Raw genomic sequence first — 26,983 nt, 5'->3', positions numbered from 1 at the left:
CGACCGTACGCGCCGGCTCCGACAGTTCTGGGGCGCTACGAGAAGCGCCAGAGGCGCACCTTTCCGTTGTAGCTTCCCGCTCCGGCGGCCAGCAGGCGGCCGTCCGGGCTGAACGCCAGGGCCGTCCCGTCCGACTTCTCCCACTCCAGCGTCGCGAAGCGATCGCCGGTGCGGGTGTCCCACAGCCGGATCGTCCCGTCCGCGGCCGCGCCGGCGAGGACGCGGCCGTCAGGGCTGAACGCCAGTGCCTGCACGGCCCCCTCGTGGCCTCGCAGATCCCGGCGCCGCGTCCCGGCTCGCAGGTCCAGGATCCGGACCGTCCACGCGGCGCGGCCCGTCGCGTCCACGGCGTCGGTCGCGGCGGTCCGCCCGTCCGGGGCGAACGCGAACACCACGTTGACGGGCTCGCGCACGGCGTTCACGATGTCCCGGCGCGCCCGCAGGTCGTGGATCTGGACGCGGCCGCGGCTCCCGACGACGGCGATCCGTTCGCCGGTCGCGTCGAACTCCAGCAGAAGGGTGCCATCGCTCCGTGGCGCGAACACGCCGGTGCGGAGCCCGGTCGCGGTGTCCCAGAGTTCGATGCCGTTGGCGCCGACGGTGGCCAGCCTCCGGCCGTCGGCGCTGAACGCCTTGGTGAACGTCCTGCCCTCGGGCATGATCGTCCGGAGGCGGGCGGCGGTGGCCGCGTCCCAGAGCTGGATCGGGCCCGTCCCGCGCAACGTCGCCAGCAGGCGGCCGTCGCCGCTCAGGGCCGTGAGCTGGTCGGCGCCCTCGTCGCCCAGCTCGTGCGGGGTCCCCCGGCCTGTCGCGACGCTCCACCGCCAGGTCTGCCCTTCTCCCGCGCACACCAGCGTCGCCGAGTCGGGGGTGAACGCGAGCCGGAACGTCGCGACCGGTCCGCCGGCGAGCACGACCGGCCGGGGGCTCCTCAGCGGCGTGGCGCCCTCTCCCGCGGCGTCGCCGGACCACCGCCACAGCAGCGCGGGCACACCGAAGACGGCCGCGGCGCCCACCGCCGCTCCGCCGGCCAGGACGGCGCGGCGTCCCGTCCCGGCGGGCGGCGACGCGAGCAGCCGGGCCGCCTCGCCGGGCGACGGCCGCCGCGCCGGTTCCTTGGCCAGGCACGCCGCGATCGCGGGCAGCAGCTCGGCGGGCACCCCGGTCAGGTCCGGCTCGGCGCTGACGATCCGGTGGACGATCCCCGGCACGTCGGCGGCGTCGAACGGCCCGCGCCCGGTCGCGGCGAAGGCCAGGACGCAGCCGAGGGAGAACACGTCCGACGCGGGGCCCGCCGTGTCCGCGCGGACCTGCTCGGGCGACATGAACGCGTACGTGCCGACGACCGCGCCGGTGGACGTCAGCGCGGTGGCGTCGGCCCTGCGGGCGATGCCGAAGTCGATGATGCGGGGGCCGTCCGGCGACATGATGACGTTGCCGGGCTTGAGGTCGCGGTGCACCAGCCCGCACGCGTGAATCGCCGCAAGCCCCTCCGCCAGCGCCGCGCCGAGCGCGCGGACCCCGGTCACGTCCAGGGGCGCGGCCTCGCGCAGGGACGGGCCGGGGATGTAGGCGGTCGCCATCCACGGTTCGTCCGCCTCCGGATCGGCGTCCACCACCTGGGCGGTGTAGAACCCTCCCACCTTCCGCGCCGCCTCCACCTCGCGGGCGAACCGCACCCGGAACTCCGGACGGTCGAGATGCTCGGCGCGCACGACCTTCACCGCGACCCGCCGGCCGCCCGCCGACACACCGAGGAACACCTCGCCCATGCCCCCGGCGCCCAGCCGCCCCTCCAACCGGTACGGGCCGATCCGGCGGGGATCGCCGTCGCGCAGCGGGCCCATCAGCGCAGCCTCCACAGGTTCACGGCGGTCTGCCCGCGGCGCTCGCTGCCGCCCGCCACCGTCCGGCCGTCCGGGGAGAGCGCGAGTCCCCTGATCGGTCCGCCGGTCCCGGCCAGCGTGGCGGCCACCCGGCGGGCCGCCAGGTCCCACAGCCGGACGGTGAGGTCGGTGCCGACGGCGGCCAGCACCGCGCCGTCCGTGCCGACGGCCGCCTCGGTGACGTCTCCGCCATCGCCGGAGGCGAGGGCACCGGTGATGCGGAGCCGGGCGGCGTCCCACAACCGGATCGTGGCGCCGCCCCCGGCGGTGACCAGGGTTCGGCCGTCCGGGGTGAGGGCCAGCGAACTCGTCTTCCTCCCCTGGTCGGCGACGTGGGCGATCGGGCTGCGGGTGCGGACGTCCCACACCCGCACCGAACCCGGCTCGTCGCGGCCCTGGAAACCGTCCATCCCGGCGATGACCCGGCGGCCGTCCCGGCTGAAGACCACGGCGTTCACGCCGCCGGCGCCGGAGACGTCGGCCAGAACGCCTCCGGTCGCGGTGTCCCAGAGCCGGTCCGGCCCGGCGAGGGTCCGGCCGTCCGGGCTGAACGCGAGAGCGTTGACGCCGCCTCCCCCGGCGCGGAGCGTCCGCAGCGGCCGGGGCGGTCGCGTGTCCGCCGACTCGACGTCCCACAGGCGGACGGTGGCGTTCGTGTGGCCGGTGGCCAGCAGTCCTCCGTCCGGGCTGAACGCCATGGCGGCCACGCCGGCGGGAGCGCGCAACTCGTGAAGGACGTGGCCTGCGGCGTGGTCCCACAGGTACACGGTCTCGCCCAGCGTCCCGCCGGAGGCCAGGATCCGGCCGTCCGGACTGAACACCACGTCCTCCACCGGTCGCCCTTCCTTGGCGAGCGTTGCGGCGGGCGGCAGCATCGCGTCGCCGGCCGGCACGGACGCCGACCCCCGAGGCCGCCCTCCGCCCCGGGCGAGCAGGAAGGCCGGCACGCCCACGGCAGCCGCCGTCGCCCCCGCCGCGCCGACGAGCACCGTCCGGCGCCGGATCCCGGCCGCGGGGCGGACGGTGTCCGCCACGCGGGTGAACGGCGTCGTGCCGCGCTCCGCCGTCGGGTCGGCGTCCGGGACCGCCGGGCGTGCGGCAGGGGCGGCCACCGGTGCGGCGTCCGGGTCGGCGAGGTGGGCGAGGATCCGGCCGGTGGCCGGCCGTCCGGCCGGGTCCTTGGCCAGGCAGGCCGTCACGAGCGGGCGCAGCGGCTCCGCCAGCCCGTCCAGGTCGGGCCGCTCGTTGAGGACGCGGTGCACGATGGCGGGGATCGTCGCGGCGTCGAACGGGCTGCGCCCCCGCGCGGCGAAGACGAGCACGCAGCCCAGCGCGAACACGTCGGTGGTCGGCCCGGACGGCTCGCCCCGCACCTGCTCGGGCGCCATGTAGGCGTAGGTTCCGAGGACCGCGCCGTCCGCGGTGAGCGATCCGGCGCCGACGGCGCGGGCGATGCCGAAGTCGATGATGCGCGGGCCGTCCGGCGACATGATGACGTTGCCGGGCTTGAGGTCGCGGTGCACCAGCCCGCACGCGTGAATCGCCGCCAGTCCCTCGGCCAGCGCCGCGCCGAGCCGGTCCACCTCGGCGGAGGGCAGCGGGGCGACATCCCGCAGGGACGGGCCGGGGATGTAGGCGGTCGCCATCCACGGCTCGTCCGCCTCCGGATCGGCGTCCACCACCTGCGCGGTGTAGAACCCGCCCACCTTCCGCGCCGCCTCCACCTCGCGGGCGAACCGCACCCGGAACTCCGGACGGTCGAGATGCTCGGCGCGCACGACCTTCACCGCGACCCGCCGGCCGCCCGCCGACACGCCGAGGAACACCTCGCCCATGCCCCCGGCGCCCAGCCGGCCCTCCAACCGGTACGGGCCGATCCGGCGGGGATCGCCGTCGCGCAGCGCTTCCAAACGGGACTCCCGGGTCCACTCGGCCGTGATGTCGGGATCGATACTGCCGTTCCCCGCGGTCGCCCCTCGGGGATGACGGTCCTCGCGCGCCTAGAGGGCGCGGAGGAAGCCGATCACGGCGTCGTTGACCTCGGCGGGACGTTCCTGCTGCGTCCAGTGGCCGCATCCGGACAGCCAGAGGGTGTCGCGCAGGTTCGGGACGAAGTCGCCCATGGAGGCGACGGCGTCGCGGGCTCCGACCGCCACGAGATCGCGGTCGCCCGCGATGTAGAGGGCGGGCGGGCCGATGGGGGCGCGGTGCCAGGCGGCGGTGAGCTCCCAGTTGCGGTCGAGGTTGCGGTACCAGTTGACCGGGCCGGTGAAGCCGCTCTCCGCGTACTCCTCGACGTAGGCGGCGATGTCCTCGGCGGTGAGCCAGCCGGGCAGCTCCTCGGGGTCCGGGAGGCCGTCGAGGAAGCCGCCGCCCTCCGGGGCGACCAGCGGCGGGCACGGGCCGTCGCCCGACACCCCGTACAGCATGCGGCGGAACGTGGCGGCCCGGTCGCGGTCGAGTTCGGCCTCCGGGACGTCCGGCTGCTGGAAGTGCACCATGTAGAAGCCGTCGCCGAACAGGCGGCGCATGGACTCCACCGGCGGCCTGCTGCCGCGCGGGCGGTGCGGCACCGACATGCCGACCACGCCGCGCACCTTGTCGGGGCGCATCTGGGCGACGGCCCACGCGACGGGGGCGCCCCAGTCGTGGCCGACGACGGCGGCGCGGTCCGCGCCGAGCGGGCCGATGAGCCCGACCGCGTCCGCGGCCAGGTGCAGGATCGTGTACCGGCCGGTCTCGGCGGGGCCGCCCGTGCGGGCGTAGCCGCGCTGGTCGGGCGCGACGGCGTGGAACCCGGCCTCGGCCAGCGCGGTGAGCTGGTGCCGCCAGGAGTACCAGCATTCGGGGAAGCCGTGCAGGAGGAGCACGAGGGGGCCTTCTCCCGCCTCGGCGACGTGCATGCGCAGCCCGCTGTCCGACCGGACGAAGCGGTGCCTGATCTCGGTCATCTGGAGCCCTTCGGGTGGCGCGGGCCGGTCCGTCCAACGCTATCCCGCACCGGACGGCATTCTTGATCACAAAAAACGCGAAATCGACTGGAACGGTCCAGCACCTGCGCCCGCACCTGCGACACTGCTCAGCCGGGTCGAACACGCGGACGACCCCGCACACCGGCGAGGAGCGGAGCACGGATGTACGACGGCAGCCACACGGGCGGGCAGGCACAGGCGGGCCCGACGCCCGGGCACCTTCCGGCGGTGGGCGCGGGCAACACCCTCACCCTCGACTACCGGGACGCGCAGGGCGAGGAGGTCTATCTCTCCAAGATCTCCGGGCCCGGGCTCCCGAGTCCCTTCTGGCAGGCGTGGGAGGAGCTCCAGCGGCTCGGGATCCCCGCGGAGAACGTGACGTCGGCCTTCTCCGAGATCGAGCCGTGCCGCCTTCCCGGGTGCTACTGCGACCCGCTCCTGCGCGACTTCGCCTTCCCGCACGCCGAGATCTCGTTCGGGCGGCCCTACGGCGCCACCGCACGAGAACGGGCCGCCGCGGTCGCGGCCAACGCGGAGCAGGCGGCGGCGCTGGCCCGGATGATGGGCCAGCCCGCGCCGCCCGGGGCGTCGCCTGTCCCGCCGCCCGCCGGCGCGCCGCCGGCGCCGCCGCTGGATCCCGCGCAGCTCGCGCAGGTGCTGGCATCGGCGTTCGGCCCCGCGCAGGTACGCCGCTACCAGGCCGGCGACCTGCAGCGGATCGGGGTGCCACCCGCACAGGCGGCCGTGCTGGAGGCGGCCGGGCTCCCCGCGCAGCTCCCGCACATCTTCCAGGCGTGGACGGCCCGGCCCATGCCGGAGCAGCTCGGCATCCGCCGCAGCCCGCTCTCCGAAGGCGCACTGCACGAGCTCGCCTCGCTCGTGAGCATCGGCGGGGACGGCCACTGCATGATCGGCCTGCTGATCTCCGGACCCCCGCACGTGCTGGGCGGGGTGTGGGCGGTGGACCCCGTCCTGGGGACGAAACGGTTCGTCAACAGCGGCCCGGGGGAGTTCGCACGCTCGCTGACGCTGCTGTCGCACGGACGGCGGCGCATGCGGGGCAGGGACGCTCACGGGGCCGGGGAAATCGTCGAGCGGATCCAGGCGCAGCTCGCCTCCGTCGACCCGGACGCCTTCCACGGGGAGGACCGCTGGTGGCCCCTCGTCGTCGAGCAGATGTGGAACGGGCTGTTGTGACCCAGCCGGTTCAACCGATCCATACCGTTCGGCGGTGGATTGTGTGCGCGGGCCACATGGGAGGGCGGGGCCGCGCTCCATAGGTTCTGCCCATGACGAGCGTGACACCGCGTGCGGACGCGGGGACTTCGGGGACGCTGGATCTGGCGGGCCGGCGCGCCCTGGTCACCGGTGGCGCGAGCGGCATCGGCCGCGCCTGCGCCCGGCGGCTCGCGGCGGCGGGCGCCGAGGTGGTGGTGGCCGACATCGACGGCGACGCGGCGGAGCGGACCGCGGCCGAGATCGGCGGCGTCCCCGTTCCGGCCGACCTGTCCGACATGGACGCGCTCGACGGGCTGGCCGCCGGCGCGGACATCCTGGTCAACAACGCCGGGATCCAGCACGTGGCGCCCGTCCAGGACTTCCCGCCGGAGATGTTCGCGCGGATCCTGCGGCTGATGGTGGAGGCCCCGTTCCGGCTGACGCGGGACGCGCTGCCCGGCATGTACGAGCGCGGATGGGGCCGCGTCGTCAACATCTCGTCCGTTCACGGGCTGCGGGCCTCGCCGTACAAGTCGGCCTACGTGACGGCCAAGCACGGCCTGGAAGGGCTGTCCAAGGTGATCGCGCTGGAGGGCGCCCCGCACGGCGTGACGTCCAACTGCGTCAACCCCGCCTACGTCCGGACCCCGCTGGTGGAGAACCAGATCGCCGACCAGGCGCGCACGCACGGCCTGCCCGAGGACGAGGTCGTCGAGCGGATCATGCTCGACCACGCCGCCGTGAAGCGGCTGATCGAGCCGGACGAGGTGGCCGAGCTCGTCGCCTACCTGTGCTCGCCGCCCGCCTCGATGGTGACCGGCGCGTCCCTGGCACTCGACGGCGGTTGGACGGCGTACTAAGAATGAGCCGTATGACCTGCGGCGTCTTCCTCGAACTGCTGGCCCGGGAGGCCTCCCCCGTCGAGTTCGAGGGTCCCCTCGTGCAGGCGCGGGCGGAGGGCGCGCCCCCGGCCGTCCTGGAGGAGCTGGAGGCGGCCAAGCTCGCCGCGCTGCGGGTCCGGACGATCATGCGGCGGCACGCGCGCCGGGAGAACGAGCTGGCGGCGCTGTTCGACACCGCGGGCGACCTCGCCGGGCTGCGCGACCTCGACGCGGTGCTGGAGGCGATCACCCGCCGCGCCCGGCGGCTGCTGAACGCCGACATCGCCTACCTGACGCTGAACGACGACGCGCGCGGCGACACCTACATGCGGGTGACCGACGGGTCGGTGTCGGCGGCGTTCCGGCGGCTGAGGCTGCCGATGGGCACCGGACTGGTCGGCCTGGTCGCGCAGACCGCGATGCCCTACAACAGCGCCCACTACCTGGGGGACGCGCAGTTCGAGCACCGCGGCTTCATCGACGACGCGGTCGCCGAGGAGGGGCTGGTCGCCATCCTCGGCGTGCCGATGCGGCTGGGCAGCCGGGTCATCGGGGTGCTGACGGCCGCGAACCGCAGCCAGCGCCCGTTCGACCAGGAGGAGGTGGCGCTGCTCGGCTCGCTCGCCGCGCACGCCGCGATCGCCATCGACAACGCCCGCCTCCTGGAGGAGACCCGTACCGCTCTGACCGAGCTGAGCGCCGCCAACGAGGAGGTCAAGGCGCGTAGCGCGGCCGTGGAGCGGGCGGCGCGCGCGCACGACCGGATGACCGCCGTGGTGGTCCGGGGCGGCGGCGTGGAAGACGTCGGCGCCGTGGTGACGGAACTGCTGGGCGGCACCCTGTACGTCCTTGACGCCGACGGCCGCCGGCTCGCGACGACGGGCGCCGCGTCGCGGCCCCTGACCGACGACGAGCTCGGCGGGGTCTCGGCCTCGGCGCACTCCGCACGCGCCCAGGGCCGGACGGTCAGGCGCGGCGACCTGTGGATCGCCTCGGTGTCCACCGGCGACGAGATGCTCGGCACGCTGGTGCTGCGCACGGCCGACGAGGTGGACGACGCCGACCAGCGGATCCTGGAGCGCGCGGCGCTCGTCACCGCGCTGCTGCTGCTGTTCCAGCGCAGCGCCACCGAGGCCGAGGGCCGGGTGCGCGGCGAGCTGCTGGACGACCTGCTGACCGGCCGCCGCGCGAGCGCCGAGGCGCTGACCGCGCGGGCGCGGCGCGTCGGCGTCGACCTGAGCGCCCCGCACGTCGTGCTCTGCGCCAGGTACGACTCCCGCGAGCACCGGCCCCGCGCGGCCTTCTGGGCGTCGTCGTTCGCGGCGGTGGAGCACGGCCTGGCCGCCTCGCGGGCGGAGGAGATCGTCCTGATGCTGCCGGGCGACCGGCCGGGCGACGCGGCGCGCCGCGTCGCCCGGGAGCTCGGCGCCTCCCTCGGCGGGCCCGCCACGGTCGGCGCGGCCGGGCCGGTGCGCGGACCGGGCGAGGTCGCCACCGCCCACCGGGAGGCGCAGCGCTGCGCCGACGCGCTGCTGGCCCTCGGGCGCCGCGGCGACGGCGCGGGCGCGTCCGAGCTGGGCTTCGTCGGCCTGCTCATCGGGGACGACCGCGACGTGACGGGCTTCCTCGGGAGCGCGCTCGGCGCCGTCCTGGACTACGACGAGCGGCGCGGCACGGCCCTCGTCCAGACCCTGGAGGCCTACTTCGGGACGGGCGGCAGCCTGTCGCGGACGGCCGAGCGCCTGCACATCCACGTCAACACCGTGAGCCAGCGACTCGACCGCATCGCCCGCCTCCTCGGCGACGACTGGCAGACCCCCGAGCGGGCCCTCGAACTCCAGCTCGCCCTCCGCCTGCACCGCCTCTCCCGCTGAGCACGCCGCGGAACGGCGCGCCGCCCCCCTCGGGGACGGCGCGCCGCGCCCGGGCCGGTGTCAGACGGAGGCTTCGATCTTGGCGTCGTCGTTCTCGGGCGCCGGGCGGGCGCGGGACGCGCGGGCCGCGACCAGGTCGCGGGCGGTGCCCCAGAAGCCGCGGCGGAACAGCAGCACGACCACGATGAAGATCGCGCCGGTGATGATCCCGGTCTCCTCGAACCCGGCGGTGGCCAGGTAGTCGTTCAGCTCCACGATCAGCGCGGCGCCGATGGCCCCGCCCCACAGGGTGCCGATGCCGCCGAGGACGACCATCATCACGGCCTGGCCCGAGGTCGTCCAGTACACGCCCTGCAGGGACGCGAAGCCGTGCCCGACGGTGAACAGCCCGCCCGCGAGACCCGACAGTGCCGCCGACAGGACGAAGGCCAGCAGCTTGTAGCGGTCGATGCTGTAGCCGAGCGCGCGCGCCCTGTTCGGGTTGTCGCGGATGGACATCAGGACCCTGCCGAAGGGGGACCGGACGATGCGCCAGGCGGCGAACAGCCCGGCGAGGATGAACGGCAGCGCGGCGTAGTAGAAGAAGAACGGGTCGGACAGGTCCAGCCCGAACAGCTCCCTGGGGATGCCTTGCAGGCCGTTCTCCCCGCCGGTCGCGTCCCGCCACTGGTTGGCGATGAAGTACACCATCTGCGCGAAGGCCAGGGTGACCATCGCGAAGTAGATGCCGCGCAGCCGCACCGACAGGAAGCCGATCGGGACGGCGAGAGCCGCCGCGAAGGCGGCGCCGCCGAGGACGGCGACGGGGAACGGCAGCCCGGAGTGCAGCGCGATCAGGCCGGTGGCGTACGCCGAGCCGCCCCAGAAGGCCGCGTGCCCGAACGACAGGAGCCCGGTGAAGCCGAGCAGCAGGTCGACGGCGGCCGCGAACAGCGCCCAGCAGACGATGTCCAGGGCGACCGGCGGGTAGACGAACCAGGGCAGGACGAGCGCCACCACGAGCCCCGCGGCCAGCAGGACCGGCCGTCCGGCCAGCTTGGAGAGGATCACAGGGCCTCCTCGCGTCCGAACAGTCCGGCGGGGCGCCACAGCAGCACGGCGGCCATCAGGATGAACACCAGCGTCTGCGACAGCGACGGGACGTAGTAGTTGCCGAGGGCCGACACGAGCCCGACCGCGAACCCGGCGGCGACGGAGCCGAACACCGAGCCGAGGCCGCCGATCACGACCACCGCGAACACCGTGATGATCAGGTCGGAGCCCATCAGCGGGTTGACCGCGCGCATCGGCGCGGCGAGCACGCCGGCGAACCCGGCGAGCGCGATGCCGAACCCGAACACCGGCGTCACCCAGCGGGCGACGTCGATGCCGAGGGCGCGCGACAGCTCGGGCCGCTCGGTCGCCGCCCGGACGATCATGCCGACGCGGGTCCGGGTCAGCACCACCCACACGGCGCCGCACACCAGCACCGACACCGCCAGCACGAACACCTGGTACGTCGGGTAGGTGAACAGGCCGAGGTCGATCGACCCGTCCAGCGCGGAGGGCCGCGGGTAGGGCTGCGACTGCACCCCGTACCTGCGCTTCACCAGGTCCTGCAGGATCAGCGCGAGCCCGAAGGTGAACAGGAAGTTGTAGAGCGGGTCCAGCGGCGCGAGCCGGTGGACGAACAGCCGCTCCAGCAGCACGCCCGCGATCCCGAGGGCGACGGGGACGATCAGCAGCGCGAGCCAGAAGTTCACGCCGAAGGAGTCGAGCAGGACGAAGGACCCGAACGCCCCGAGCATGTAGAACGCGCCGTGCGCGAAGTTGACCACGCCCAGCATCCCGAAGATGACGGCCAGGCCGAGGGCGAGCAGGGCGTAGAACGCCCCGCCCACCAGCCCGTTGAACGCCTGTTGCAGCACGTCGCGGCCCGCCTAGAGGGAGCAGGACGGGTCGGGCTGCTGGAACGCCTCCGCCGCCGGGATCGTGCTGAGGATCTTCTCGTAGTCCCAGGGCTCCTTGACCTCGCTCTTGGGCTTGACCTCGGCCACGTAGGCGTCGTGGGTGAGCAGGTGGTCCTCGGCGCGGATCGTCCCGGTGGAGGTGAACGCGTCGTTGACCTTGGCCCCTTCGAGCTGCTTCACCACGCCGTCGGACTTGTCGGTGCCGCCGCGCTGCACGGCCTCCAGGTACTGCAGGGCCGCCGAGTAGTCGGCCGCGTGCACGGCCGTCGGGCGGACGCCGGTCTTGGCCTTGAACTTGTCGGCCCAGGCGCGGTTGCCCTCGTTGGCGTTCCAGTACCAGAAGTCGGTGAACCGCGTCCCGGCGAGGGCGTCGGAGCCGAGCGAGTGGATGTCGGTGATGAACATCAGGCCCGCGGCGAGCTTCACGCCCTTCTCGCCCAGCTTGTACTCGTTGTACTGCTTGACCAGGTTGACGAGGTCACCGCCGGCCTGCATGGCGCCGAGCACCTGCGGCTTGGGCTTCAGTCCCGGCGCCTTCAGCAGGAACGTGGAGAAGTTGTCGTTCGGGAACGGCGTCGGGTCGCTCTTCACGACGTTGCCGCCGGCGCCCTTGATGGCCGTCGTGAACGTCTTCTGCATGTCCTGCCCGAACGCGTAGTCCGGGTAGACGATGTACCAGTTCTTACCGCCGTCCTTGGTGACCCCGGTGCCGGTCCCGTGGGCGAGCATGTAGCTGTTGTAGCCGTAGTGGAAGGTGTACTTGTTGCATTGCTTGCCTTCCAGCTCGGTCGTCGCGGCGCCGACGTCGATGAACAGCTTCTTCTTGTTCTTGGCGACGGTGGCGACGGCGAGCGCGGCGGACGAGGTGGGCACGTCCAGGATCAGGTCGGCCTTCTTGCGGTCGTAGAGCTCCTGGGCCTTGGAGTTGGCGACCTCGGGCTTGTTCTGGTGGTCGGCGGAGATGACCTCGATCTTGTCGGTCACGGCCTTGCCGCCGTACTTGGCCTTGAAGTCGGCGACGGCCATCTTCACCGCCTCGACGGCGTTCTTGCCCGACAGGTCGGCGTAGACGCCGGACTGGTCGGTCAGCACCGCCAGCACGATCTCGTCGTCGCTGATCTTGCCCCCGCCCCCGCCGGGACCGCCCGCGCAGCCGGCCAGCAGCGCTCCGGCGGTCGCGAGCGCGGCCGAGCGTCCGAGAACTCTCATCGGGGTCTCCCTATATTCCGAGGTACTGGAGGAGTTCGCTCTCGCGGGCGCGGACCTCGTCGTTGTCCATGGACTCGACGATCCGTCCCTCGGCGAGCAGGTGGTGGCGGTCGGCGACGGTCGCGGCGAAGTGCACGTTCTGCTCGATGAGCAGGACGGTCACCCCGGCCGCCTTGACCTCGCGGAGGATCTCGCCGATCTGCTGGACGATCAGCGGCGAGAGGCCCTCGGTGGGCTCGTCGCACAGGAGCAGGCGGGCGCCGGTCCGCAGGACCCGGGCGAGCGCGAGCATCTGCTGCTCGCCGCCCGACAGCTTCGTCCCGGGGAACCGGCGCCGCTCCCGGAGGCGCGGGAACGTCTCGTACACCCGCTCCAGCGACCAGGGGCCGGGGCCCGTCACGGGCGGCAGGGTGAGGTTCTCCTCCACCGAGAGCGTCGCGAAGACGCCCCGGTCGTCGGGGACGTACCCGAGGCCCCGCCGGGCCCGCCTGTGCGGGCTGAGTCCGGAGATGTCCTCGTCCAGGAACCGGACCGTTCCGGACGCTCCCCGGTGCAGCCCCATCAGGGACCGCAGGAGGGTGGTCTTGCCGGCGCCGTTGCGCCCGACGAGGGTGACGATCTCGCCCTTGTCGACGTGCAGCGACACCTCGCGCAGGGCCTGGGCCTCGCCGTACCAGGCCGACAGTCCGTCAATGCGCAGCATTGGAGTCTCCGAGGTAGGCGGTGACGACGCGGGGGTCGTGGCGGATCTCGGCGTAGGGGCCCTCGACGAGGACGCGGCCGTGCTGCAGGACGGTGACCCGGTCGGCGAGGCTGGAGACGACGCTCATGTTGTGCTCGACCATCACCACGGTCCGCCCGTCGCGGACCTTCCTGATGAGGTCGACGGTGCGGCCGACGTCCTCGACGCCCATGCCGGCGGTCGGCTCGTCCAGGAGCAGCACCTTCGGGTCGAGCGCGAGGGCCAGCGCCAGTTCGAGGGCGCGCTTGCGGCCGTAGGCCAGGGACCCGGCCGGGACGTTCGCGTGCTCCTCCAGCCCGACCTGCCCGAGCAGTTCGGCGGCGCGCCCGGAGTGGCGTCCGAGCGCCTTGTCCGAGCGCCAGAACCGCCAGCCGAGCCCCGTGCGCCCGGCGAGCGCGAGCTCCACGTGCTGGCGCGGCGTGAGCTCCGCGAACAGGCTCGTGATCTGGAACGACCGGGCGAGGCCGAGCCCCGCGATCAGCTCGGGGCGCCGCCCGGCGAGCTCGTGCGCGCCGAGCCGGACGCTGCCCGCCGTCGGCTTCAGGAACCCGGTGAGCAGGTTGAACAGCGTGGTCTTCCCCGCGCCGTTCGGCCCGACCAGCGCGTGGACGGACCCCTCGGCGACGTCGAGGTCCACGCCGTCCACGGCCCTGAAGCCGCGGAACTCCCTGACCAGGCCGCGCGCCGCCAGCACCGGGGCCTTTCGGTCCGGGTCGCCCATGCGCCCTCCTCGCGCTCGTCGTGGACGGCCCGGAACGCACTCGGGCCGCCGTGACCGGGAACGCTAGGTGGCACCCGCGGACCGGACCATGTGACCGGCACCCACATTCGGACGGCCGGATACGGGTGTGAGCCACATCACGCGCAGGTCACGACCACGGGCACATGGCGAGTCGATCCGATATGTGGGCGGAGCACGTGGCAGCGGTCACAACCGGCGCTCACCATGGCGGGCACCTGACGTCCGTCCCGAGGAGCCGGAATGCCGATCGTCCGCCCCGCCCTGACCGCCGGCGCCGTGGCCGGCGCCCTGACCGCGGCCCTGGCCCTGCCCCTGGCCGCGCGGGCCGACGCGCGGCAGGGCCCCGGCTGCGCGCCCGGGCTCGCGGTGCCGGGCGCGGAGAAGCAGGTGGCCGCCTGCCTCGACGACCTCACGACCGCGGGCACGGCCGGCTCGGGCCACACCGTCCCGGCCGACTGGGCCGGACTGCACGCCGCCGGGACGCGCAACCCGTCCGGGGTGCCGGGCATCCAGCTGGACGGCTACTTCCCCGACACCTCGACGTTCAACACCAACAACGGCTGGAACCACGACGCCCAGTTCGTCATCCGCCTGCCCGAGAGCTGGAACGGCGGACTCGTGGTCGCCGGCCCTCCCGGCAACAGGCGGCAGTACGCCAACGACTTCACCATCTCCGACTGGGCGCTCGCCAAGGGCTACGCCTACGCCGCGACGGACAAGGGCAACAGCGGCACCGAGTTCTCCAAGGACGGCCGCCGCCCCGGCGACGCCGTCGCCGAATGGAACGACCGGGTCACCCAGCTCACCCGGGCCGCCAAGAAGGTCGTCGCGAAACGGTACGGCCGCACCCCGCGCCGCACGTACGCGGCGGGCATCTCCAACGGCGGATACCTCGTCCGCTGGCAGTTGGAGAACCGCCCGGAGCTGTACGACGGCGGCATCGACGCGGAAGGCACGCTCTGGCGCGCCGACGGCCCGAACCTGTTCACCTACCTGCCGCAGGTGCTGCGGGCCTACCCGTCGTACGCGGCCACCGGCGACCCGTCCGCCCACCGGGCGCTCCTGAACGCGGGCCTCGCCCCCGGCTCCGAATTCCTCTGGCCGTTCCACGACCAGGTCTATTGGGAGCTCACCCAGCGCGTCTACCGCGAAGAGTTCGACCCCGCCTACGCAGGAGAGGAGGCCGCCTACACCTACGCGGCGCGCCCGAAGAGCGTCCACCGCGCCGTCGCCCGCGTGGCGCTCACCGGCCGCATCCGCAAGCCGATGATCACCCTTCACGGCACCTACGACACGCTCCTGCCCATCGGAACCGACTCCGACGTCTACGCGAAACTCGTCCGCGCCAAGGGAAAGGCGCCCTACCGCTACTACCGCCTGGAGGCCGCCAACCACGTCGACGGCCTCTACGACTCCCACCCCGACCGCCTGCGCCCGCTCCTGCCCTGCCTGCGGACGGCCTTCACGGCCCTGGAGTCCTGGACGCAACACGGCACCACGCCACCGAAGAGCACCACACTCCCCCGCCCCACCACAGGCGACCCCGTGAACACCTGCTCCCTCCGCTAGGAGAACCGATGAAACCCGCCCCGTTCCTCGCGGCCGCCGCGCTCGCCTTAGCGACCGTCGGCGCGGCGCCCGCGTCCGCGGCCGCGGCCGCTCTTCCACGTCACTCGATCAGCGCCTCGTATGTCAGTGGCGTCTCGTCCGGCGGTTACATGGCCGACCAGCTCCACATCGCCTACTCCGGGACGTTCCGGGGCGCCGGCATCTTCACCGCCGGGCCCTATCACTGCGCGCGGGGCAACGTGACGACCGCGCAGCTCGCGTGCATGAACGACATCTACGACGACAACCCCGCGGAGCTGGAGCGGACGGCCCGCGACCGGGCGGCGCGGGGAAGCGTCGACCCGGTGGGCAACCTGTCCGGCCATCCGGTGTGGATCTACCACGGGACGAACGACTCGACGGTGAAGCAGTCGGTGAACGACGACCTCGCCGGCTTCTACCGGAACTTCGGGTCCGCCGTCTCCTACGACAAGACCTCGCCGTCCGGGCACGCCTGGGTGAGCCCGATCGGCCCCAACCCCTGCTCGGCCACCTACACCCCCTACATCAACAAGTGCGGTGACGACCCGGAGCGCTCGATGCTGGGACACCTGTTCGGGTCCGTGGCGGCGCCCGCCGCCGCACCCGGCGGCACGCTCATGGAGTTCGACCAGAACGCGTACGCGCCGAGCGGGAGCGCCTCGTCCGTCAGCATGGACGCGACGGGCTTCGCCTACATCCCGGCGGGCTGCCAGACGGGGACGTGCAGGCTGATGGTGGCGCTGCACGGGTGCCAGCAGGGGCGCGGCGTCGTCGGGAACGCGTTCGCGACGAAGACCTTCCTCAACGAGTACGCCGACACCAACGGCATGATCGTCCTGTATCCGCAGGCCACCGCGTCCAGCTGGCTGGGCGGCAACCCGCAGGGCTGCTGGAACTGGTGGGGCTACGGCGGCGACACCGCCTACGACATGAAGGGCGGCGGGCAGATCGAGACGATCATGCGCATGGTGCGCGCCCTGGGCGGCTGACGTCTCACGGGTCGAGTTCGCCGCTTCTCACCCGCGCCAGAAAGGCGGCGAACTCGGCGCCCCCGAAGCGGAGAACGGTTCCGGCCGGCGCCTTGGAATCGCGGACGAGCACGGCCGTGGACCAGTCGCCGGCGGCAATACCGGCGGCCAGTTCGACGCATTCGTCACCGGAGGCACTGCGGGTGCTCTTTCGCCATGCGAGGGCGGCACCATAAGACGTCGTTGTCATTAACGGAGATTCACTGTTCTGCTAGTACGCCCTGGCGATGCGCTCGATGAGGTCACGCGAACCGGCCTCGTCGAGCGCATTGCCGCAAATTTTTTCGAACGCGCTCGTAAAACGGAAGACCTGGCTCTCATCATCGATGATGAGACTACCGCCCATCTGCTCGATGTAAACGATGTCCGGGTACTCGGGCTCCTGGAACTTCAGAATGCTGAAGTCCGTGAGCCCGCCGGGATAGCCGTTGTCAAAAGGAATGACCAGAATTCTCACATTCGACAGCATCCCGGCCTCGATCAGGTATTCCAGCTGGCCCCGCATCACCGCGTCGTCGGCGATCCGCCGGCGCAGCGCGCCCTCGTCCAGGACGGCGAAGAGCTCCATCGCCTCAAGGGAGCGCAGCCGGGCCTGCCGCTTCAACCGGATCTCGACCTGCCGGTCGACCTCACCGGGAGGCAGCGCGGGGACGTTGGCCGTCATGCAGGCGCGGGTGTAGTCGGCCGTCTGCAGCAGGCCGTGGATGATCGCCACCCGGTAGGAGTGCATCGCCTGCGCGTCGGCCTCCAGGCCGATGAAGGCGGCGTAGCGCTCCCCGAGCGTCTCGCCGTAGGTCTCCCACCAGCCCCGTTCGCGCGCGGCCCGGGCCAGTCTGACGTAGCGCTCCACCGCCGGCTCCTCCACCCCGTAGAAGGCGAGGAGGCGGTGCAGGTCCGCGACGGTGATCAGGGTGTAGGCGGTCTCGATCCGGGACACCTTGGCCGTCGACCACCTCGTCTCCGCGGCGACCTGGTCGATCGTCACCCCCGCACGGGTGCGCAGGCCGCGCAGTTCGCGGGCGAGCTGCCGGGCCCGCACGGACGGCGACTGGCGGACCGCCATGTCCTCCTCCTGAAAACTCTCGTGCACGGATGCAAGAAACCCTACATGCAACCTTGCACGAACGCCGGGGGGCGCGCAACATACGAAGCTGGATCTTCACGAGATCCTGGAGGCCGCGGCGGCCGCGGCCGGTCTCGACAGGCGGGCCTGGCTGCGGCAGGTCGGCGGCGACGGCGAGATGGCGATCCTGCCGCCCGACACCGACGGGCTGCCGGTGCTCGTGTCCTACCCGCGCGCGCTGGCCGCCGCGCTGGCCGAGCTCAACCGGGGGCGGAGACCGCCGATCAGGCTCCGGGTGGCGATGCACCACGGCCCCCTGTCCGACGGGCTCTTCGGGGCGGTGGGCCAAGCGCCGATCGTCGTCTCCCGGCTCCTGGACTCGCAGGAACTGCGGGACGAACTGCGCGCCGACCCCGTCCGCGAGATGGCGCTGATCGTCTCCTCGTCCCTCTACAGCGACATCGTCGAGACCGGATTCGAGGGGCTGGCCCCGGAGGAGTTCCATCCCGTGGAGATCACCGCGAAGGGGGCCCGCTTCCCCGGGCGCATCCACCGGGGGCCGCGCTGACCGTCAGAGCTTCGAGCGCGTCCACGCGACGAGGTCGTCGGCCGCGAGGGTGTTGACGACCCGCGGCGCCGGGACCCCGCACCGGGCGGCCCGCTCGCAGCCGAACGGCTGCCAGTCGAGCTGACCGGGCGCGTGGGCGTCGGAGTCGACGGAGAAGCGGCAGCCCGCCTCGACCGCCAGGCGCAGCAGGCGCTTCGGCGGATCGAGGCGCTCGGGGCGGGAGTTGATCTCGACGGCGACGTCGTAGGCGGCGCAGGCGTCGAAGACGAGCGCGGCGTCGAACTCCGACTCCGGGCGCAGCCCGCCGCGCCTGCCGCCCGCCTTCACGATGCGCCCCGTGCAGTGGCCGAGGACGTTCACGCGCGGGTTCGCGATCGCGGCGACCATCCGCTTCGTCATGGCGACGCGGTCCATGCGGAGCTCGGAGTGCACGCTCGCGACGACGACGTCGAGGCGGTCGAGGAGACCGGGCTCCTGGTCGAGGGCGCCGTCCTCCAGGATGTCGACCTCGATGCCGGTCAGGATGCGGAACGGCGCGAGGGACGCGTTGAGCTCGGCGACGACGTCGAGCTGGCGGCGCAGGCGGCCGGCGGACAGGCCGTTGGCGACCTTCAGCCGCGGCGAGTGGTCGGTGAGGGCGAGGTACTCGTGGCCGAGGGAGCGGGCGGTCTCGGCCATCTCCAGGATCGGGGATCCGCCGTCCGACCAGTCGCTGTGGGCGTGCAGGTCGCCCTTCAGCGCGGAGCGGAGCGCGGCGGCGGCCTCGTCCGGCGGCTCCCCCTCGGTGGCCTCCAGGCGCCGCAGGTAGACGGGCGTCTCCCCGCGCAGCGCCTCCTCGATCACCAGGGCGGTGACCTTGCCGATGCCGGGCAGCGCGGTGAGCGTCCCGTCGCGGGCGCGGCCGGCCAGCTCGTCCGGGGCCGTCTGCCCGGCGCGGCCGGCGGCCGTGCGGAACGCCCGCACCCGGTAGGTCGGCTCATGGGCGCGCTCCAGCAGGAACGCGATGCGGCGCAGGGCTTCGACGGGCTCCACGCCTCGCACCGTACCCAGGTATGACCCGGCGCGTCCCACCACGGTGTCATCCGGGTGAGACCGCGGCTGCCTAGCCTGGTGCTCATGGCCGGGGAGAATCTGACACTGCGCGGCGTCCTGCGGGACGTGCTGCTCGCCGCGGCCGTGACCGGCGAGGCGGACCCGGCGCCGCTGAACCGGCCGTGGCCGTGGCCGCTGCGCTGGACGCGGTACGTCGGGATCGGGCGGCTTCCCTACGGCCTGGTGGTCAACCTGTTCGGGATGGCCCTCACCGTCGGGCTCGTCGCCGGGACGGTGTCGCTGCTGTCCACCGAGACGATGCGCCGCGGCATCCACGTCTCCGACGGGACGAAGCTCCTCATCGCCGTCGCGGTGACGGCGCCGCTGGCGCTGCGGGACCGGCATCCGCTCGGCGCGTGGCGGCTGAGCTTCCTGGCGATGGCGCTGGTCGACGTCGGCGACTGGCTGACCGTCCCCTACGTCCCGGCGGGTGCGTTCACGGCGGTCGTGACCGTGTACACGGTCGCGGTGCGCTGCTCGCGCGACGTCACGCTGGGCGTCGCGATCATCTCGTTCGCCGGGGTGTGGATCAAGGATCCGCAGTCCGGGGCCGGGGCGTCGGTGCTGCTCCTGCTGCCGCTCGCGGTGGGCTACGCGGTCCGCGTCCGGCAGACGTCGCGGCGCGAGCTGGCCGAGCAGGAGAGGCGGCACCAGGACGCCGAGGCGGTGCTGACCGAGCGGCAGCGGATCGCGCGGGAGCTGCACGACGTCGTCGCGCACCACATGTCGATGATCGCCATCCAGGCGGAGGCGGCCCCGTACAAGGTCGAGACCGTCCCGGACGAGACGCGCCGCGACCTCGCGGAGATCCGCGCGACCGCGCTGGACGCGCTGACGGAGCTGCGCCGCATCCTCGGCGTGCTGCGCGCGGAGGACGGCGCCGAGACCGCCCCCCAGCCGAGCCTGGAGCGGCTGGACGAGCTCGTCGGCAACGCGCGCGGCGCCGGCCTGCGCGTCGAGACGCGGCTGGGCGGCGACCTCGGGGGGCTGCCCCCCGGCGTGGGGCTCACCGCGTACCGGATCCTCCAGGAGGCGCTGAGCAACGCCATGCGGCACGCGCCCGGTTCCCGCGTCGAGGTCGAAGTGTCCTGCGATGACGGCATAGTGTGGCTCGGCGTCGTCAACGGCCCGCCCGCGGGCGGGCCCGGGTCCGTTCCCCCGCTTCCCGGCGGCGGCCACGGGCTGGTCGGCATGCGGGAGCGGGCCGCCGCGCTGGGCGGCGAGCTGACCGCCCGCCCCACGTCCGAGGGAGGATTCGCCGTGACCGCATCGCTGCCGGTGAAGGCGCGGGACGCGACGTGACGATCCGGGTCGTGATCGTCGACGACCAGGGCATGGTGCGCACCGGCTTCGGCGTGCTGCTGAACGCCCAGCCCGACATCGAGGTCGCGGGCGAGGCCGTCAACGGCGAGGAGGGGCTGCGCCGCGTCGCCGAACTGCGTCCCGACGTGGTGCTGATGGACGTCCGGATGCCGGTGATGGACGGCCTGGAGGCGACCCGCCGGCTGCTCGCGGACGCCGGGGACGGCGCCCCCAGGGTCCTCATGCTGACGACGTTCGACCTGGACGACTACGTCTACGAGGCGCTGCGGGCCGGGGCCAGCGGGTTCCTGCTGAAGGACGCGTCCGCGACCGAGCTGGCCGAGGCGGTGCGGGTGGTGGCCGCGGGCGACGCGCTGCTGTCCCCGTCGGTCACGCGGCGGCTCATCGCGGAGTTCTCCCGGCTCGGGGGCCCGCGCGCGCCGTCCCGCAAGCGGCTGCGGGAGCTGACCGAGCGGGAGACCGAGGTGCTCGCGCTGGTCGCGCGCGGCCTGTCCAACGGCGAGATCGCCGGACGGCTCGTCGTCGCCGAGCAGACCGTCAAGACGCACTTCGGGCGGATCCTGATGAAGCTCGGGCTGCGCGACCGCCCGCAGGCGATCGTCTACGCCTACGAGGTGGGGCTGGTGCGGCCCGGCGACTGACGCCGGGCCGCGCGGCGTCATACCGGGGGCGCATCCGTCGTACCGGGGGCGTACGGGGCGGGACAGCACCGTCGGCCGATGTGCTCTGACACGTCTGATCTCTACCTTCCTGATCAGTGCTCCACTCCACTGACCAGGAAGGACGCGTGGGATGCCCAGCGTTCGCAGGACCGTCGCCGCCGTCTCGGTGCTGGCCGCCGCCGGCTCGACGACCGCCGCGGGACACGCCGAGGTGTACGCGGCCCCGGCCCAGGCGCCCGCGCTGTCGGCGCCGGCCCTCGATGCCCGCTACCGGGCGACCGGCCGGGACATCGCGCGTTCCCTGGCCATCGCGGAACGCGTCCATGACAAGGGACGGGCACGGGCCCTCTCCGCCCTCCTGGCGCCCGACCGGCGGTTCCTGTCGTTCGACCCGCGAGGCGACGGGCGTGCTGTGGAGGTCCTGGGCGACCTCAAGCGGGCCGACCGGATCGCGGTGGTCGTGCCCGGCGCGGACAACTCGCTGGCCGACTACGACTCGCCCAAGTTCGTCGGCGGCGGCAGCCGGGCGCTCTACCGGCAGGCCCGCGCCGCCGCGCCCGGCGCGCGGATCGCCGTCATCGCCTGGCTCGGCTACGACCCCCCTTCCACGCTGGGCACCGGCGCCCTGACGAGCGGACGTGCCGAGAAGGGGGCACGGGGCCTCGAAGGTCTCCTCACCGGCGTGCGCCGCGTGAACGGGCGGGCCCGGTTCGCCCTGCTCTGCCACAGCTACGGCTCGGTGGTCTGCGGCAAGGCCGCCCGGCGTCTCGCGCCCCTGCCGGTGGACGAGATCGCCCTGTTCGGCAGCCCCGGCACCACCCTGCGCCACGCCTCCGGCCTCGGGACGTCCGCGCGGGTCTGGGCGGGCCGGGCGGAGGGCGACTGGGTGCGGTACGTGCCGCACGTCCGCTTCGCCGGGCTGGGGTTCGGCGCCGATCCCGTCTCGCCCGGCTTCGGCGCCCTGCGCTTCGACGCCGGGACCGGCCCGCACAGCGGCTACCTGAAGCCCGGCTCCGCCGCGCTGCGCAACCTCGCCCTGATCGCCCTCGGTCGCGACGCGGAGGTCGCCCATGCCTGACCGCGAGGACCGGAGCCCCGGCGGAGCAGAGGCCCCGCTGGACGCGACACGCCCGGGCCCGGTCGGCGATCGCGGCGGCCAACCGCCGCGCGCTGGGGATCTCCCTCGGGCACCAGACGGCAATGATCTTCGTCACCCTGGGGGCGCTGCTCGCGTTCGGTAGCCTGAACGGGTTGCACACCGTTCCCGACCAGCCGGAACGGATCGCCGAGCGCCTCGCGTGGCTGGTCGCCTTCGGCGGCGCGCTCGCCGCCGGCGGGGCACTGGCCGCCGCCTTCCCGAGCCGGTGGCGGCACGCGCGGGACGCCGCCCCGGGAACCAACCCGGTCCCCGGCCCGTACTTCTCCAGGGGCGTCTCCTGACCCGCCGGGGGGTGAGCCGAGCCCGCACTGAACGATCTTCGATGGTAGAAAGGCGCCGATGCCGCCGCACCCCACCACGACGCCCTCGCCGCGCCTCGCGCGACGGCACGCCCGCCCCCTCCGGCGGGCCACGGCCGCCGCCGCGTCCATCGGGGTCGTGCTGCTGACGACCGCGGGAACGGGCCACGCCGACCCGTACGCGGCGCCCGTCGCGGTCCCGAGGATGGCGCCGTCGACGCTGGACGTCCGGTACGCCGCCGAGCGCCGCTCCATCGAGGAGGCCCTCAAGACGGCGGAGAAGGTCGGCGACACCGACCGGCGCAAGGCGCTGGGCGCCTTCCTCCAGCCCGGACGCCGCTTCCTCTACTTCGACCCGCGCGGTCGCGGGCGGGCCATCGAGGTCATCGGCGACCTCGCCCGGGCACGCCGCGTCGCGGTGCTCGTCCCCGGCGCGGACACCACGCTGTCGGCGTTCGACAAGCGGGGCGGCAAGCCCTGGTCGACGCCGGGCGGGGGCGCACGCGCCGTCTACCAGCAGGCCCGCTCCCTGTCGCCGGAGCCCGGCCTGGCGGTCGTCGCCTGGCTCGGCTACGCGGCGCCCAAGACGTTCAGCAGCGAGGTCCTCACCGCCGAGCGGGCCGCGGAAGGCGCCGTCCAGCTCCGCAAGTTCATGAAGGGCGTCCGCCAGGTCAACCCGGGCGCGAGCGTGGGCCTCCTCTGCCACAGCTACGGCTCGGTGGTCTGCGGCCAGGCCGCCCTGAACGGTTCCAGGAGCGCCGCCTGGAGGCAGGTCACCGACATCGCGCTCTACGGCAGCCCCGGGACGGCCGCCTGGTCGGCGTCCAGGCTGAGCGGGACGGCCCGCGTCTGGGCGGGACGGGGCTCGACCGACTGGATGGAGGACGTCCCCCACGTGCGCTTCCTCGGGCTCGGGCTGGGCCCCGACCCGGTCTCCACCGGGTTCGGCGCGCGCGTCTTCGACGCCGGGCACGGAGGCCACAGCGACTACCTCGCCCCCGGCTCCGCGTCGCTGCGCAACCTCACCGACATCGCGCTCGGGCGCGCCTCCGCGGTGACCCCCCGGTGACCCGGTTTGCTCACTTCCGGCGAAGACACCGCAGGTGTGGTGGCACCCTGGGATGGTGAACACCGCGAACGAGGCCGAGATCCGCGAGCAGACCACCCAGCGCCTGGAGAAGGCGATGGGGACCTTCGGCACCGCGGCTTTGACCAGCATGGAGGAGCAGCTCCCCTGGTTCCGGCGCATGCCCGCGGACCAGCGCTCCTGGATCGGCCTCGTGGCGCAGGCCGGCATCGCCGCGTTCGTGGAGTGGTTCAAGAGCAACGAGCGGTCCCGCCCCGCCATCGCCGGCGAGGTGTTCGGCACCGCGCCCCGCGAGCTGCTGCGCTCCATCAAGCTCCAGCACACCATCGACATGATCCGCGTCATCATCGACGTGGTGGAGACCCGGCTGGACGAGCTGGCCGCGCCCGGCGGCGAGGCCCAGCTGCGCGAGGCCATCCTGCGCTACACCCGGGACGTGGCGTTCGGCGCCGCCCAGGTCTACGCCCGCGCCGCCGAGACGCGCGCCGCCTGGGACGCCCGCCTGGAGGCCCTCGTCGTCAACGCGGTGCTGCGCGACGAGGTCGACGACGGCATGCACTCCTGGGCCGCCGCGCTCGGCTGGACGTCCAAGCCCGTCACCGTCATCGCCGGCTTCACCCCGGAGGACGAGGAGCCCGAGGTCACCATCGACCAGATGCAGCTGGCCGCCCGCCGCGCCCGCGCCGACGTGCTGGCCGGCGTGCAGGGGCACCGCGTCGTCGTCATCGTGGGCGGCGACACCGACCCCATGGACGCCGCCCGCCCGATCGCCGCCAAGTGCGGGCCCGGCCCGGTCGTCGTCGGCCCGCAGGTCTCCGACCTCTACGAGTCCACGAGCTCCGCCCGCGCCGCCGTCGCCGGCCTGCGCGCCGCCGCCGGCTGGCCGGACGCGCCCCGCCCCGTCCTCGCCACCGAGCTCCTCCCCGAGCGCGCCCTCGACGGCGACGACGAGGCGCGCCGCTACCTGGTGGAGAGCGTCTACAACCCGATGCTCGCCGCCGGCGCCCCGCTCCTGGACACGCTCACCACCTACCTCGAACAGGGCTCGTCGCTGGAGGCCACCGCCCGGCTCCTGTTCGTCCACCCCAACACCGTCCGCTACCGGCTCCGCCGCGTCGCCGAGCTGACCGGCCTGGCCCCCACCGACGGCCGCAACGCCTTCACCCTCCGCATCGCCCTGGTCCTCGGCCGTTTCCATTCCCGCGCCGCCAGGACGACGGGGTAGAACGCACCCTTTGGTGGTGATGAGCGTCGCACCGAGCGTCCCCGCCCGGTTACAGGCGCTCACCAGGGTTTCTTGTAGAGGTCGTACAAAGCGCCAAGACCAAAGTTCGTCGTGATCGGCATCGTCGGCGCGGGCACATGACGGCAGGCTGGACGCTGTGATTCTCCTCGCATCGCCCGGCCAGGGCGCCCAGACCCCCGGCTTCCTGAAGCCATGGCTAGAGAAACCCGGAGTCGCCGACCGGTTCGCCTGGTGGTCGGCGGTCACGGGTCTGGACCTGGTGCGCTACGGGACGTCCGCGGACGCCGAGGAGATCCGTGACACCGCGGTCGCGCAGCCGCTGCTGGTCGCCGCCGCGATCGCCGCGGCCGAGGCCCTCTACGACGGCGCCCCCGGCGGCAAGGCGGGGCCGGACGCCGTCGCCGGGCACAGCGTCGGCGAGCTGGCCGCCGCCGCGATCTCCGGGGTGCTGACCCCCGAGGCCGCGCTGGTCCTCGTCCGGGAGCGGGGCCGGGCGATGGCCGAGGCCGCCGCCGTCACCGCGACCGGCATGACGGCCGTGCTCGGCGGCGAGGCCGACGAGGTCCTCGCCGCGATCGACAAGCACGGCCTCACCCCCGCCAACGTCAACGGCGCCGGCCAGGTCGTCGCCGCCGGGACGACGGAGCGGCTCGCGAAGTTCGCCGACGAGCCGCCCGCCAAGGCGCGCCTGCGGCCGCTGTCGGTCGCGGGAGCCTTCCACACCGAGCACATGGAGCCCGCCGTCGGCGTCCTGCGCCGCCTGGCGCCCGGCGTGCCCGTCGCCGACCCGCGCGCCGCGCTGATCCAGAACCGCGACGGCGCCGTCGTCGACAGCGGGAGCGACTTCCTCGCCCGGCTCGTCGAGCAGGTCAGCGCGCCCGTCCGCTGGGACGCGTGCATGGCGGCCATGCGCGAGCTCGGCGTCACCGCGATCATCGAGCTGCCGCCCGCCGGGACGCTCACCGGCCTGGCCCGGCGCGAGCTGAAGGGAATCGAGCTGGTCGCCCTCAAGACCCCCGCCGACCTGGACAAGGCCCGCGAGCTGATCGAGGCGGACGCGTCATGACCACCGCGCTCACCATTCCCGATGCCGCCCCCGGCGCCCGCATCCTGGCCTTCGGCGACTACCGGCCCGCCCGCGTCGTCACCAACGACGACCTCGCGCTGACCGTCGACACCAACGACGAGTGGATCCGCAGCCGCGTCGGCATCGCCGAGCGGCGCATCGCCGGCGACGACGAGGGCATCGTCGAACTCGGCGCGCACGCCGCCGGCAAGGCGCTGGCGGCCAGCGGCCTCGCCCCCTCCGACATCGACCTGGTGATCCTCGCGACGTGCTCGGCGGAGTCGCCGATGCCGGGCCACGCCGCGCAGGTCGCGCACCGCCTCGGCATCGAGGCGCCCGGCGCGTTCGACCTCAACGCCGCCTGCGCCGGCTTCTGCTACGCGCTCGCCACCGCCAGCGCCGCCGTCCGGGCCGGGAGCGCCCGCAACGCGCTGGTCATCGGCTCCGAGAAGATGTCGCAGTGGATCGACTGGACCGACCGCTCCACCTGCATCATCTTCGCCGACGGCGCGGGCGCGGCGGTCGTCACGGCCAGCAAGACCCCCGGCATCGGCCCCGTCGTGTGGGGCAGCGCCGGCGACAAGTACGACAAGATCATTATCGAGGACCGCAACTCGTTCATCCGGCAGGAGGGGCAGGCGGTGTTCCGCTGGGCCACCACCGCCATCGCACCGATCGCGATCCAGGCGTGCGAGCGGGCCGGGGTCAGGCCCGAGGAGCTCGCGGCCGTGGTCCCGCACCAGGCCAACCTCCGGATCATCGAGGCCATCGCCCGCAAGGTGAAGGCGACCAACGCCGTCGTGGCCGACGACATCAGGCAGTCCGGCAACACCTCGGGCGCCTCGATCCCGCTGGCGCTGTCCCGAATGATCGAACGCGGCGACGTGCCGTCCGGCGCCCCGGCCCTGCTGGTCGGGTTCGGCGCCGGGCTGTCCTACGCTGCCCAAGTCATCCAGATCCCGTAGGCCGTCACGCCTGCTCGCAGGCTCTGGACCAACCCACCGAAGGAGAGACCAGGAACATGAAAGTCGCCACCGAACAGGAGATTCTGGACGGCCTCGCCGAGATCATCGATGAGATCGTCGGCATCGACAAGTCCGAGGTGACCCCGGAGAAGAACTTCATCGACGACCTCGACATCGACTCGCTGTCGATGGTGGAGATCGCGGTGGCCGCCCAGGACAAGTTCGGCGTCGAGATCCCCGACGACGAGCTGCGCAACCTGAAGACGGTCAAGGACGTCATCAACTTCGTCCAGAACCTGCAGAGCTGAGCCGCGGGAGGGCGCGCCGCCACCCGGGAGGCGGCGCGCCCTTCCTCCTCCCCT

26 protein-coding genes are annotated in these 26,983 nt (G+C 73.5%); 15 read left to right on the top strand and 11 right to left on the bottom strand.

Features of this window, described 5'->3' with window-relative positions:
* Positions 1-35 precede the first annotated feature (35 nt).
* From ACQEU6_RS41925 to ACQEU6_RS41915, 3 genes are all read right to left on the bottom strand, one after another.
* Positions 36-1,847 (bottom strand): WD40 repeat domain-containing serine/threonine protein kinase, encoded by a 1,812-nt coding sequence (locus ACQEU6_RS41925; protein WP_499339320.1) that lies wholly within the window; start codon positions 1,845-1,847, stop codon positions 36-38.
* Positions 1,847-3,796 (bottom strand): WD40 repeat domain-containing serine/threonine protein kinase, encoded by a 1,950-nt coding sequence (locus ACQEU6_RS41920; RefSeq protein ID WP_499339319.1) that lies wholly within the window; start codon positions 3,794-3,796, stop codon positions 1,847-1,849. The genes ACQEU6_RS41925 and ACQEU6_RS41920 overlap by 1 nt, the downstream gene beginning before the upstream one ends.
* Before the next feature lie 90 nt (positions 3,797-3,886).
* Positions 3,887-4,837 (bottom strand): alpha/beta fold hydrolase, encoded by a 951-nt coding sequence (locus tag ACQEU6_RS41915; RefSeq protein ID WP_499339318.1) that lies wholly within the window; start codon positions 4,835-4,837, stop codon positions 3,887-3,889.
* A 183-nt stretch (positions 4,838-5,020) separates the two neighbouring features.
* On the opposite strand from ACQEU6_RS41915, the gene ACQEU6_RS41910 reads away from it, so the two are divergent.
* From ACQEU6_RS41910 to ACQEU6_RS41900, 3 genes are all read left to right on the top strand, one after another.
* Complete coding sequence (locus tag ACQEU6_RS41910; protein WP_499339317.1) at positions 5,021-6,055, top strand: SUKH-4 family immunity protein; 1,035 nt, start codon at positions 5,021-5,023, stop codon at positions 6,053-6,055.
* A gap of 92 nt (positions 6,056-6,147) precedes the next feature.
* Complete coding sequence (locus tag ACQEU6_RS41905) at positions 6,148-6,936, top strand: 3-hydroxybutyrate dehydrogenase (RefSeq protein WP_499339316.1); 789 nt, start codon at positions 6,148-6,150, stop codon at positions 6,934-6,936.
* 11 nt (positions 6,937-6,947) lie between these two features.
* Positions 6,948-8,831 (top strand): helix-turn-helix domain-containing protein, encoded by a 1,884-nt coding sequence (locus tag ACQEU6_RS41900; RefSeq protein WP_499339314.1) that lies wholly within the window; start codon positions 6,948-6,950, stop codon positions 8,829-8,831.
* A 60-nt stretch (positions 8,832-8,891) separates the two neighbouring features.
* On the opposite strand, the gene ACQEU6_RS41895 is transcribed toward ACQEU6_RS41900, so the two are convergent.
* From ACQEU6_RS41895 to ACQEU6_RS41875, 5 genes are read right to left on the bottom strand one after another with little or no spacing between them, the layout of a single operon-like run.
* Positions 8,892-9,881 (bottom strand): branched-chain amino acid ABC transporter permease, encoded by a 990-nt coding sequence (locus tag ACQEU6_RS41895; protein WP_499339312.1) that lies wholly within the window; start codon positions 9,879-9,881, stop codon positions 8,892-8,894.
* A complete protein-coding gene (locus tag ACQEU6_RS41890) occupies positions 9,878-10,738 on the bottom strand; it encodes a branched-chain amino acid ABC transporter permease (RefSeq protein WP_499339310.1) in 861 nt (286 codons plus the stop codon). The genes ACQEU6_RS41895 and ACQEU6_RS41890 overlap by 4 nt, the downstream gene beginning before the upstream one ends.
* Positions 10,739-10,750: 12 nt before the next feature.
* Positions 10,751-11,989 carry an ABC transporter substrate-binding protein gene (locus ACQEU6_RS41885; protein WP_499339307.1) on the bottom strand — a complete coding sequence of 413 codons (1,239 nt, stop codon included), beginning with the start codon at positions 11,987-11,989 and terminating at the stop codon, positions 10,751-10,753.
* A 10-nt stretch (positions 11,990-11,999) separates the two neighbouring features.
* The gene (locus ACQEU6_RS41880) at positions 12,000-12,692 is read right to left on the bottom strand and encodes an ABC transporter ATP-binding protein (protein ID WP_499339306.1); all 693 of its coding nucleotides are present in this window, start codon (positions 12,690-12,692) and stop codon (positions 12,000-12,002) included.
* On the bottom strand, positions 12,679-13,452 hold the full coding sequence (locus ACQEU6_RS41875; RefSeq protein WP_499339304.1) for an ABC transporter ATP-binding protein: 774 nt from the start codon (positions 13,450-13,452) through the stop codon (positions 12,679-12,681). Before ACQEU6_RS41875 ends, ACQEU6_RS41880 begins: the two co-directional genes overlap by 14 nt.
* A gap of 261 nt (positions 13,453-13,713) precedes the next feature.
* Here ACQEU6_RS41875 and ACQEU6_RS41870 point away from each other — a divergent pair, with 261 nt between their 5' ends.
* Together ACQEU6_RS41870 and ACQEU6_RS41865 are read left to right on the top strand one after the other, a co-directional pair.
* Entirely contained in the window at positions 13,714-15,042 is a 1,329-nt protein-coding gene (locus tag ACQEU6_RS41870) for a tannase/feruloyl esterase family alpha/beta hydrolase (RefSeq protein WP_499339302.1), read from the top strand.
* A gap of 8 nt (positions 15,043-15,050) precedes the next feature.
* Positions 15,051-16,052 (top strand): extracellular catalytic domain type 2 short-chain-length polyhydroxyalkanoate depolymerase, encoded by a 1,002-nt coding sequence (locus ACQEU6_RS41865; RefSeq protein ID WP_499339300.1) that lies wholly within the window; start codon positions 15,051-15,053, stop codon positions 16,050-16,052.
* Positions 16,053-16,056: 4 nt separating this feature from the next.
* Here the strand turns inward: ACQEU6_RS41865 and ACQEU6_RS41860 are convergent, their stop codons facing one another.
* On the bottom strand, positions 16,057-16,281 hold the full coding sequence (locus ACQEU6_RS41860) for a DUF397 domain-containing protein (protein ID WP_499339298.1): 225 nt from the start codon (positions 16,279-16,281) through the stop codon (positions 16,057-16,059).
* A 21-nt stretch (positions 16,282-16,302) separates the two neighbouring features.
* On the bottom strand, positions 16,303-17,181 hold the full coding sequence (locus ACQEU6_RS41855; protein ID WP_499339296.1) for a helix-turn-helix domain-containing protein: 879 nt from the start codon (positions 17,179-17,181) through the stop codon (positions 16,303-16,305).
* A 151-nt stretch (positions 17,182-17,332) separates the two neighbouring features.
* On the opposite strand from ACQEU6_RS41855, the gene ACQEU6_RS41850 reads away from it, so the two are divergent.
* Positions 17,333-17,722, top strand: coding sequence for a hypothetical protein (locus ACQEU6_RS41850; RefSeq protein WP_499339295.1), 390 nt, complete (start codon positions 17,333-17,335; stop codon positions 17,720-17,722).
* 3 nt (positions 17,723-17,725) lie between these two features.
* Here the strand turns inward: ACQEU6_RS41850 and ACQEU6_RS41845 are convergent, their stop codons facing one another.
* Positions 17,726-18,754: a PHP domain-containing protein gene (locus ACQEU6_RS41845; protein ID WP_499339294.1), complete on the bottom strand. Its 1,029-nt coding sequence runs from the start codon at positions 18,752-18,754 to the stop codon at positions 17,726-17,728.
* Between the two features lie 84 nt (positions 18,755-18,838).
* Between ACQEU6_RS41845 and ACQEU6_RS41840 the strand changes: the two genes are divergently transcribed.
* From ACQEU6_RS41840 to ACQEU6_RS41800, 9 genes are all read left to right on the top strand, one after another.
* Entirely contained in the window at positions 18,839-20,116 is a 1,278-nt protein-coding gene (locus ACQEU6_RS41840) for a sensor histidine kinase (RefSeq protein ID WP_499339292.1), read from the top strand.
* Positions 20,113-20,778 (top strand): response regulator, encoded by a 666-nt coding sequence (locus ACQEU6_RS41835; protein ID WP_499339291.1) that lies wholly within the window; start codon positions 20,113-20,115, stop codon positions 20,776-20,778. Before ACQEU6_RS41840 ends, ACQEU6_RS41835 begins: the two co-directional genes overlap by 4 nt.
* Positions 20,779-20,929: 151 nt before the next feature.
* Positions 20,930-21,877 (top strand): alpha/beta hydrolase, encoded by a 948-nt coding sequence (locus tag ACQEU6_RS41830; RefSeq protein ID WP_499339290.1) that lies wholly within the window; start codon positions 20,930-20,932, stop codon positions 21,875-21,877.
* A 122-nt stretch (positions 21,878-21,999) separates the two neighbouring features.
* Positions 22,000-22,239, top strand: a complete 240-nt coding sequence (locus tag ACQEU6_RS41825; RefSeq protein WP_499339289.1) for a hypothetical protein — start codon at positions 22,000-22,002, stop codon at positions 22,237-22,239.
* A 58-nt stretch (positions 22,240-22,297) separates the two neighbouring features.
* A complete protein-coding gene (locus tag ACQEU6_RS41820) occupies positions 22,298-23,326 on the top strand; it encodes an alpha/beta hydrolase (protein WP_499339288.1) in 1,029 nt (342 codons plus the stop codon).
* Positions 23,327-23,378: 52 nt separating this feature from the next.
* On the top strand, positions 23,379-24,569 hold the full coding sequence (locus ACQEU6_RS41815; protein ID WP_499339287.1) for a PucR family transcriptional regulator: 1,191 nt from the start codon (positions 23,379-23,381) through the stop codon (positions 24,567-24,569).
* 157 nt (positions 24,570-24,726) lie between these two features.
* Positions 24,727-25,656, top strand: coding sequence for an ACP S-malonyltransferase (locus tag ACQEU6_RS41810; RefSeq protein ID WP_499339286.1), 930 nt, complete (start codon positions 24,727-24,729; stop codon positions 25,654-25,656).
* Positions 25,653-26,621: a beta-ketoacyl-ACP synthase III gene (locus ACQEU6_RS41805; protein ID WP_499339285.1), complete on the top strand. Its 969-nt coding sequence runs from the start codon at positions 25,653-25,655 to the stop codon at positions 26,619-26,621. Before ACQEU6_RS41810 ends, ACQEU6_RS41805 begins: the two co-directional genes overlap by 4 nt.
* 56 nt (positions 26,622-26,677) lie before the next feature.
* Complete coding sequence (locus ACQEU6_RS41800; RefSeq protein ID WP_089313791.1) at positions 26,678-26,929, top strand: acyl carrier protein; 252 nt, start codon at positions 26,678-26,680, stop codon at positions 26,927-26,929.
* Positions 26,930-26,983: the final 54 nt, after the last annotated feature.

This window comes from Spirillospora sp. CA-108201, from assembly GCF_050936235.1.
Taxonomy (GTDB): domain Bacteria; phylum Actinomycetota; class Actinomycetes; order Streptosporangiales; family Streptosporangiaceae; genus Spirillospora.
This window is presented reverse-complemented; position numbering and strand designations above follow the sequence as displayed.

Bases quoted from the DNA above. Each gene is read 5' to 3' on its own strand.
- ACQEU6_RS41925 (WP_499339320.1), bottom strand. From the start codon at position 1,847: ATGGGCCCGCTGCGCGACGGCGATCCCCGCCGGATCGGCCCGTACCGG.
- ACQEU6_RS41825 (WP_499339289.1), top strand. From the start codon at position 22,000: ATGATCTTCGTCACCCTGGGGGCGCTGCTCGCGTTCGGTAGCCTGAAC.
- ACQEU6_RS41880 (WP_499339306.1), bottom strand. From the start codon at position 12,692: ATGCTGCGCATTGACGGACTGTCGGCCTGGTACGGCGAGGCCCAGGCC.
- ACQEU6_RS41905 (WP_499339316.1), top strand. From the start codon at position 6,148: ATGACGAGCGTGACACCGCGTGCGGACGCGGGGACTTCGGGGACGCTG.
- ACQEU6_RS41800 (WP_089313791.1), top strand. From the start codon at position 26,678: ATGAAAGTCGCCACCGAACAGGAGATTCTGGACGGCCTCGCCGAGATC.
- ACQEU6_RS41910 (WP_499339317.1), top strand. From the start codon at position 5,021: ATGTACGACGGCAGCCACACGGGCGGGCAGGCACAGGCGGGCCCGACG.
- ACQEU6_RS41885 (WP_499339307.1), bottom strand. From the start codon at position 11,989: ATGAGAGTTCTCGGACGCTCGGCCGCGCTCGCGACCGCCGGAGCGCTG.
- ACQEU6_RS41875 (WP_499339304.1), bottom strand. From the start codon at position 13,452: ATGGGCGACCCGGACCGAAAGGCCCCGGTGCTGGCGGCGCGCGGCCTG.
- ACQEU6_RS41815 (WP_499339287.1), top strand. From the start codon at position 23,379: ATGGTGAACACCGCGAACGAGGCCGAGATCCGCGAGCAGACCACCCAG.
- ACQEU6_RS41830 (WP_499339290.1), top strand. From the start codon at position 20,930: ATGCCCAGCGTTCGCAGGACCGTCGCCGCCGTCTCGGTGCTGGCCGCC.
- ACQEU6_RS41865 (WP_499339300.1), top strand. From the start codon at position 15,051: ATGAAACCCGCCCCGTTCCTCGCGGCCGCCGCGCTCGCCTTAGCGACC.
- ACQEU6_RS41870 (WP_499339302.1), top strand. From the start codon at position 13,714: ATGCCGATCGTCCGCCCCGCCCTGACCGCCGGCGCCGTGGCCGGCGCC.
- ACQEU6_RS41820 (WP_499339288.1), top strand. From the start codon at position 22,298: ATGCCGCCGCACCCCACCACGACGCCCTCGCCGCGCCTCGCGCGACGG.
- ACQEU6_RS41860 (WP_499339298.1), bottom strand. From the start codon at position 16,281: ATGACAACGACGTCTTATGGTGCCGCCCTCGCATGGCGAAAGAGCACC.
- ACQEU6_RS41850 (WP_499339295.1), top strand. From the start codon at position 17,333: ATGGCGATCCTGCCGCCCGACACCGACGGGCTGCCGGTGCTCGTGTCC.
- ACQEU6_RS41915 (WP_499339318.1), bottom strand. From the start codon at position 4,837: ATGACCGAGATCAGGCACCGCTTCGTCCGGTCGGACAGCGGGCTGCGC.
- ACQEU6_RS41805 (WP_499339285.1), top strand. From the start codon at position 25,653: ATGACCACCGCGCTCACCATTCCCGATGCCGCCCCCGGCGCCCGCATC.
- ACQEU6_RS41840 (WP_499339292.1), top strand. From the start codon at position 18,839: ATGGCCGGGGAGAATCTGACACTGCGCGGCGTCCTGCGGGACGTGCTG.
- ACQEU6_RS41900 (WP_499339314.1), top strand. From the start codon at position 6,948: ATGACCTGCGGCGTCTTCCTCGAACTGCTGGCCCGGGAGGCCTCCCCC.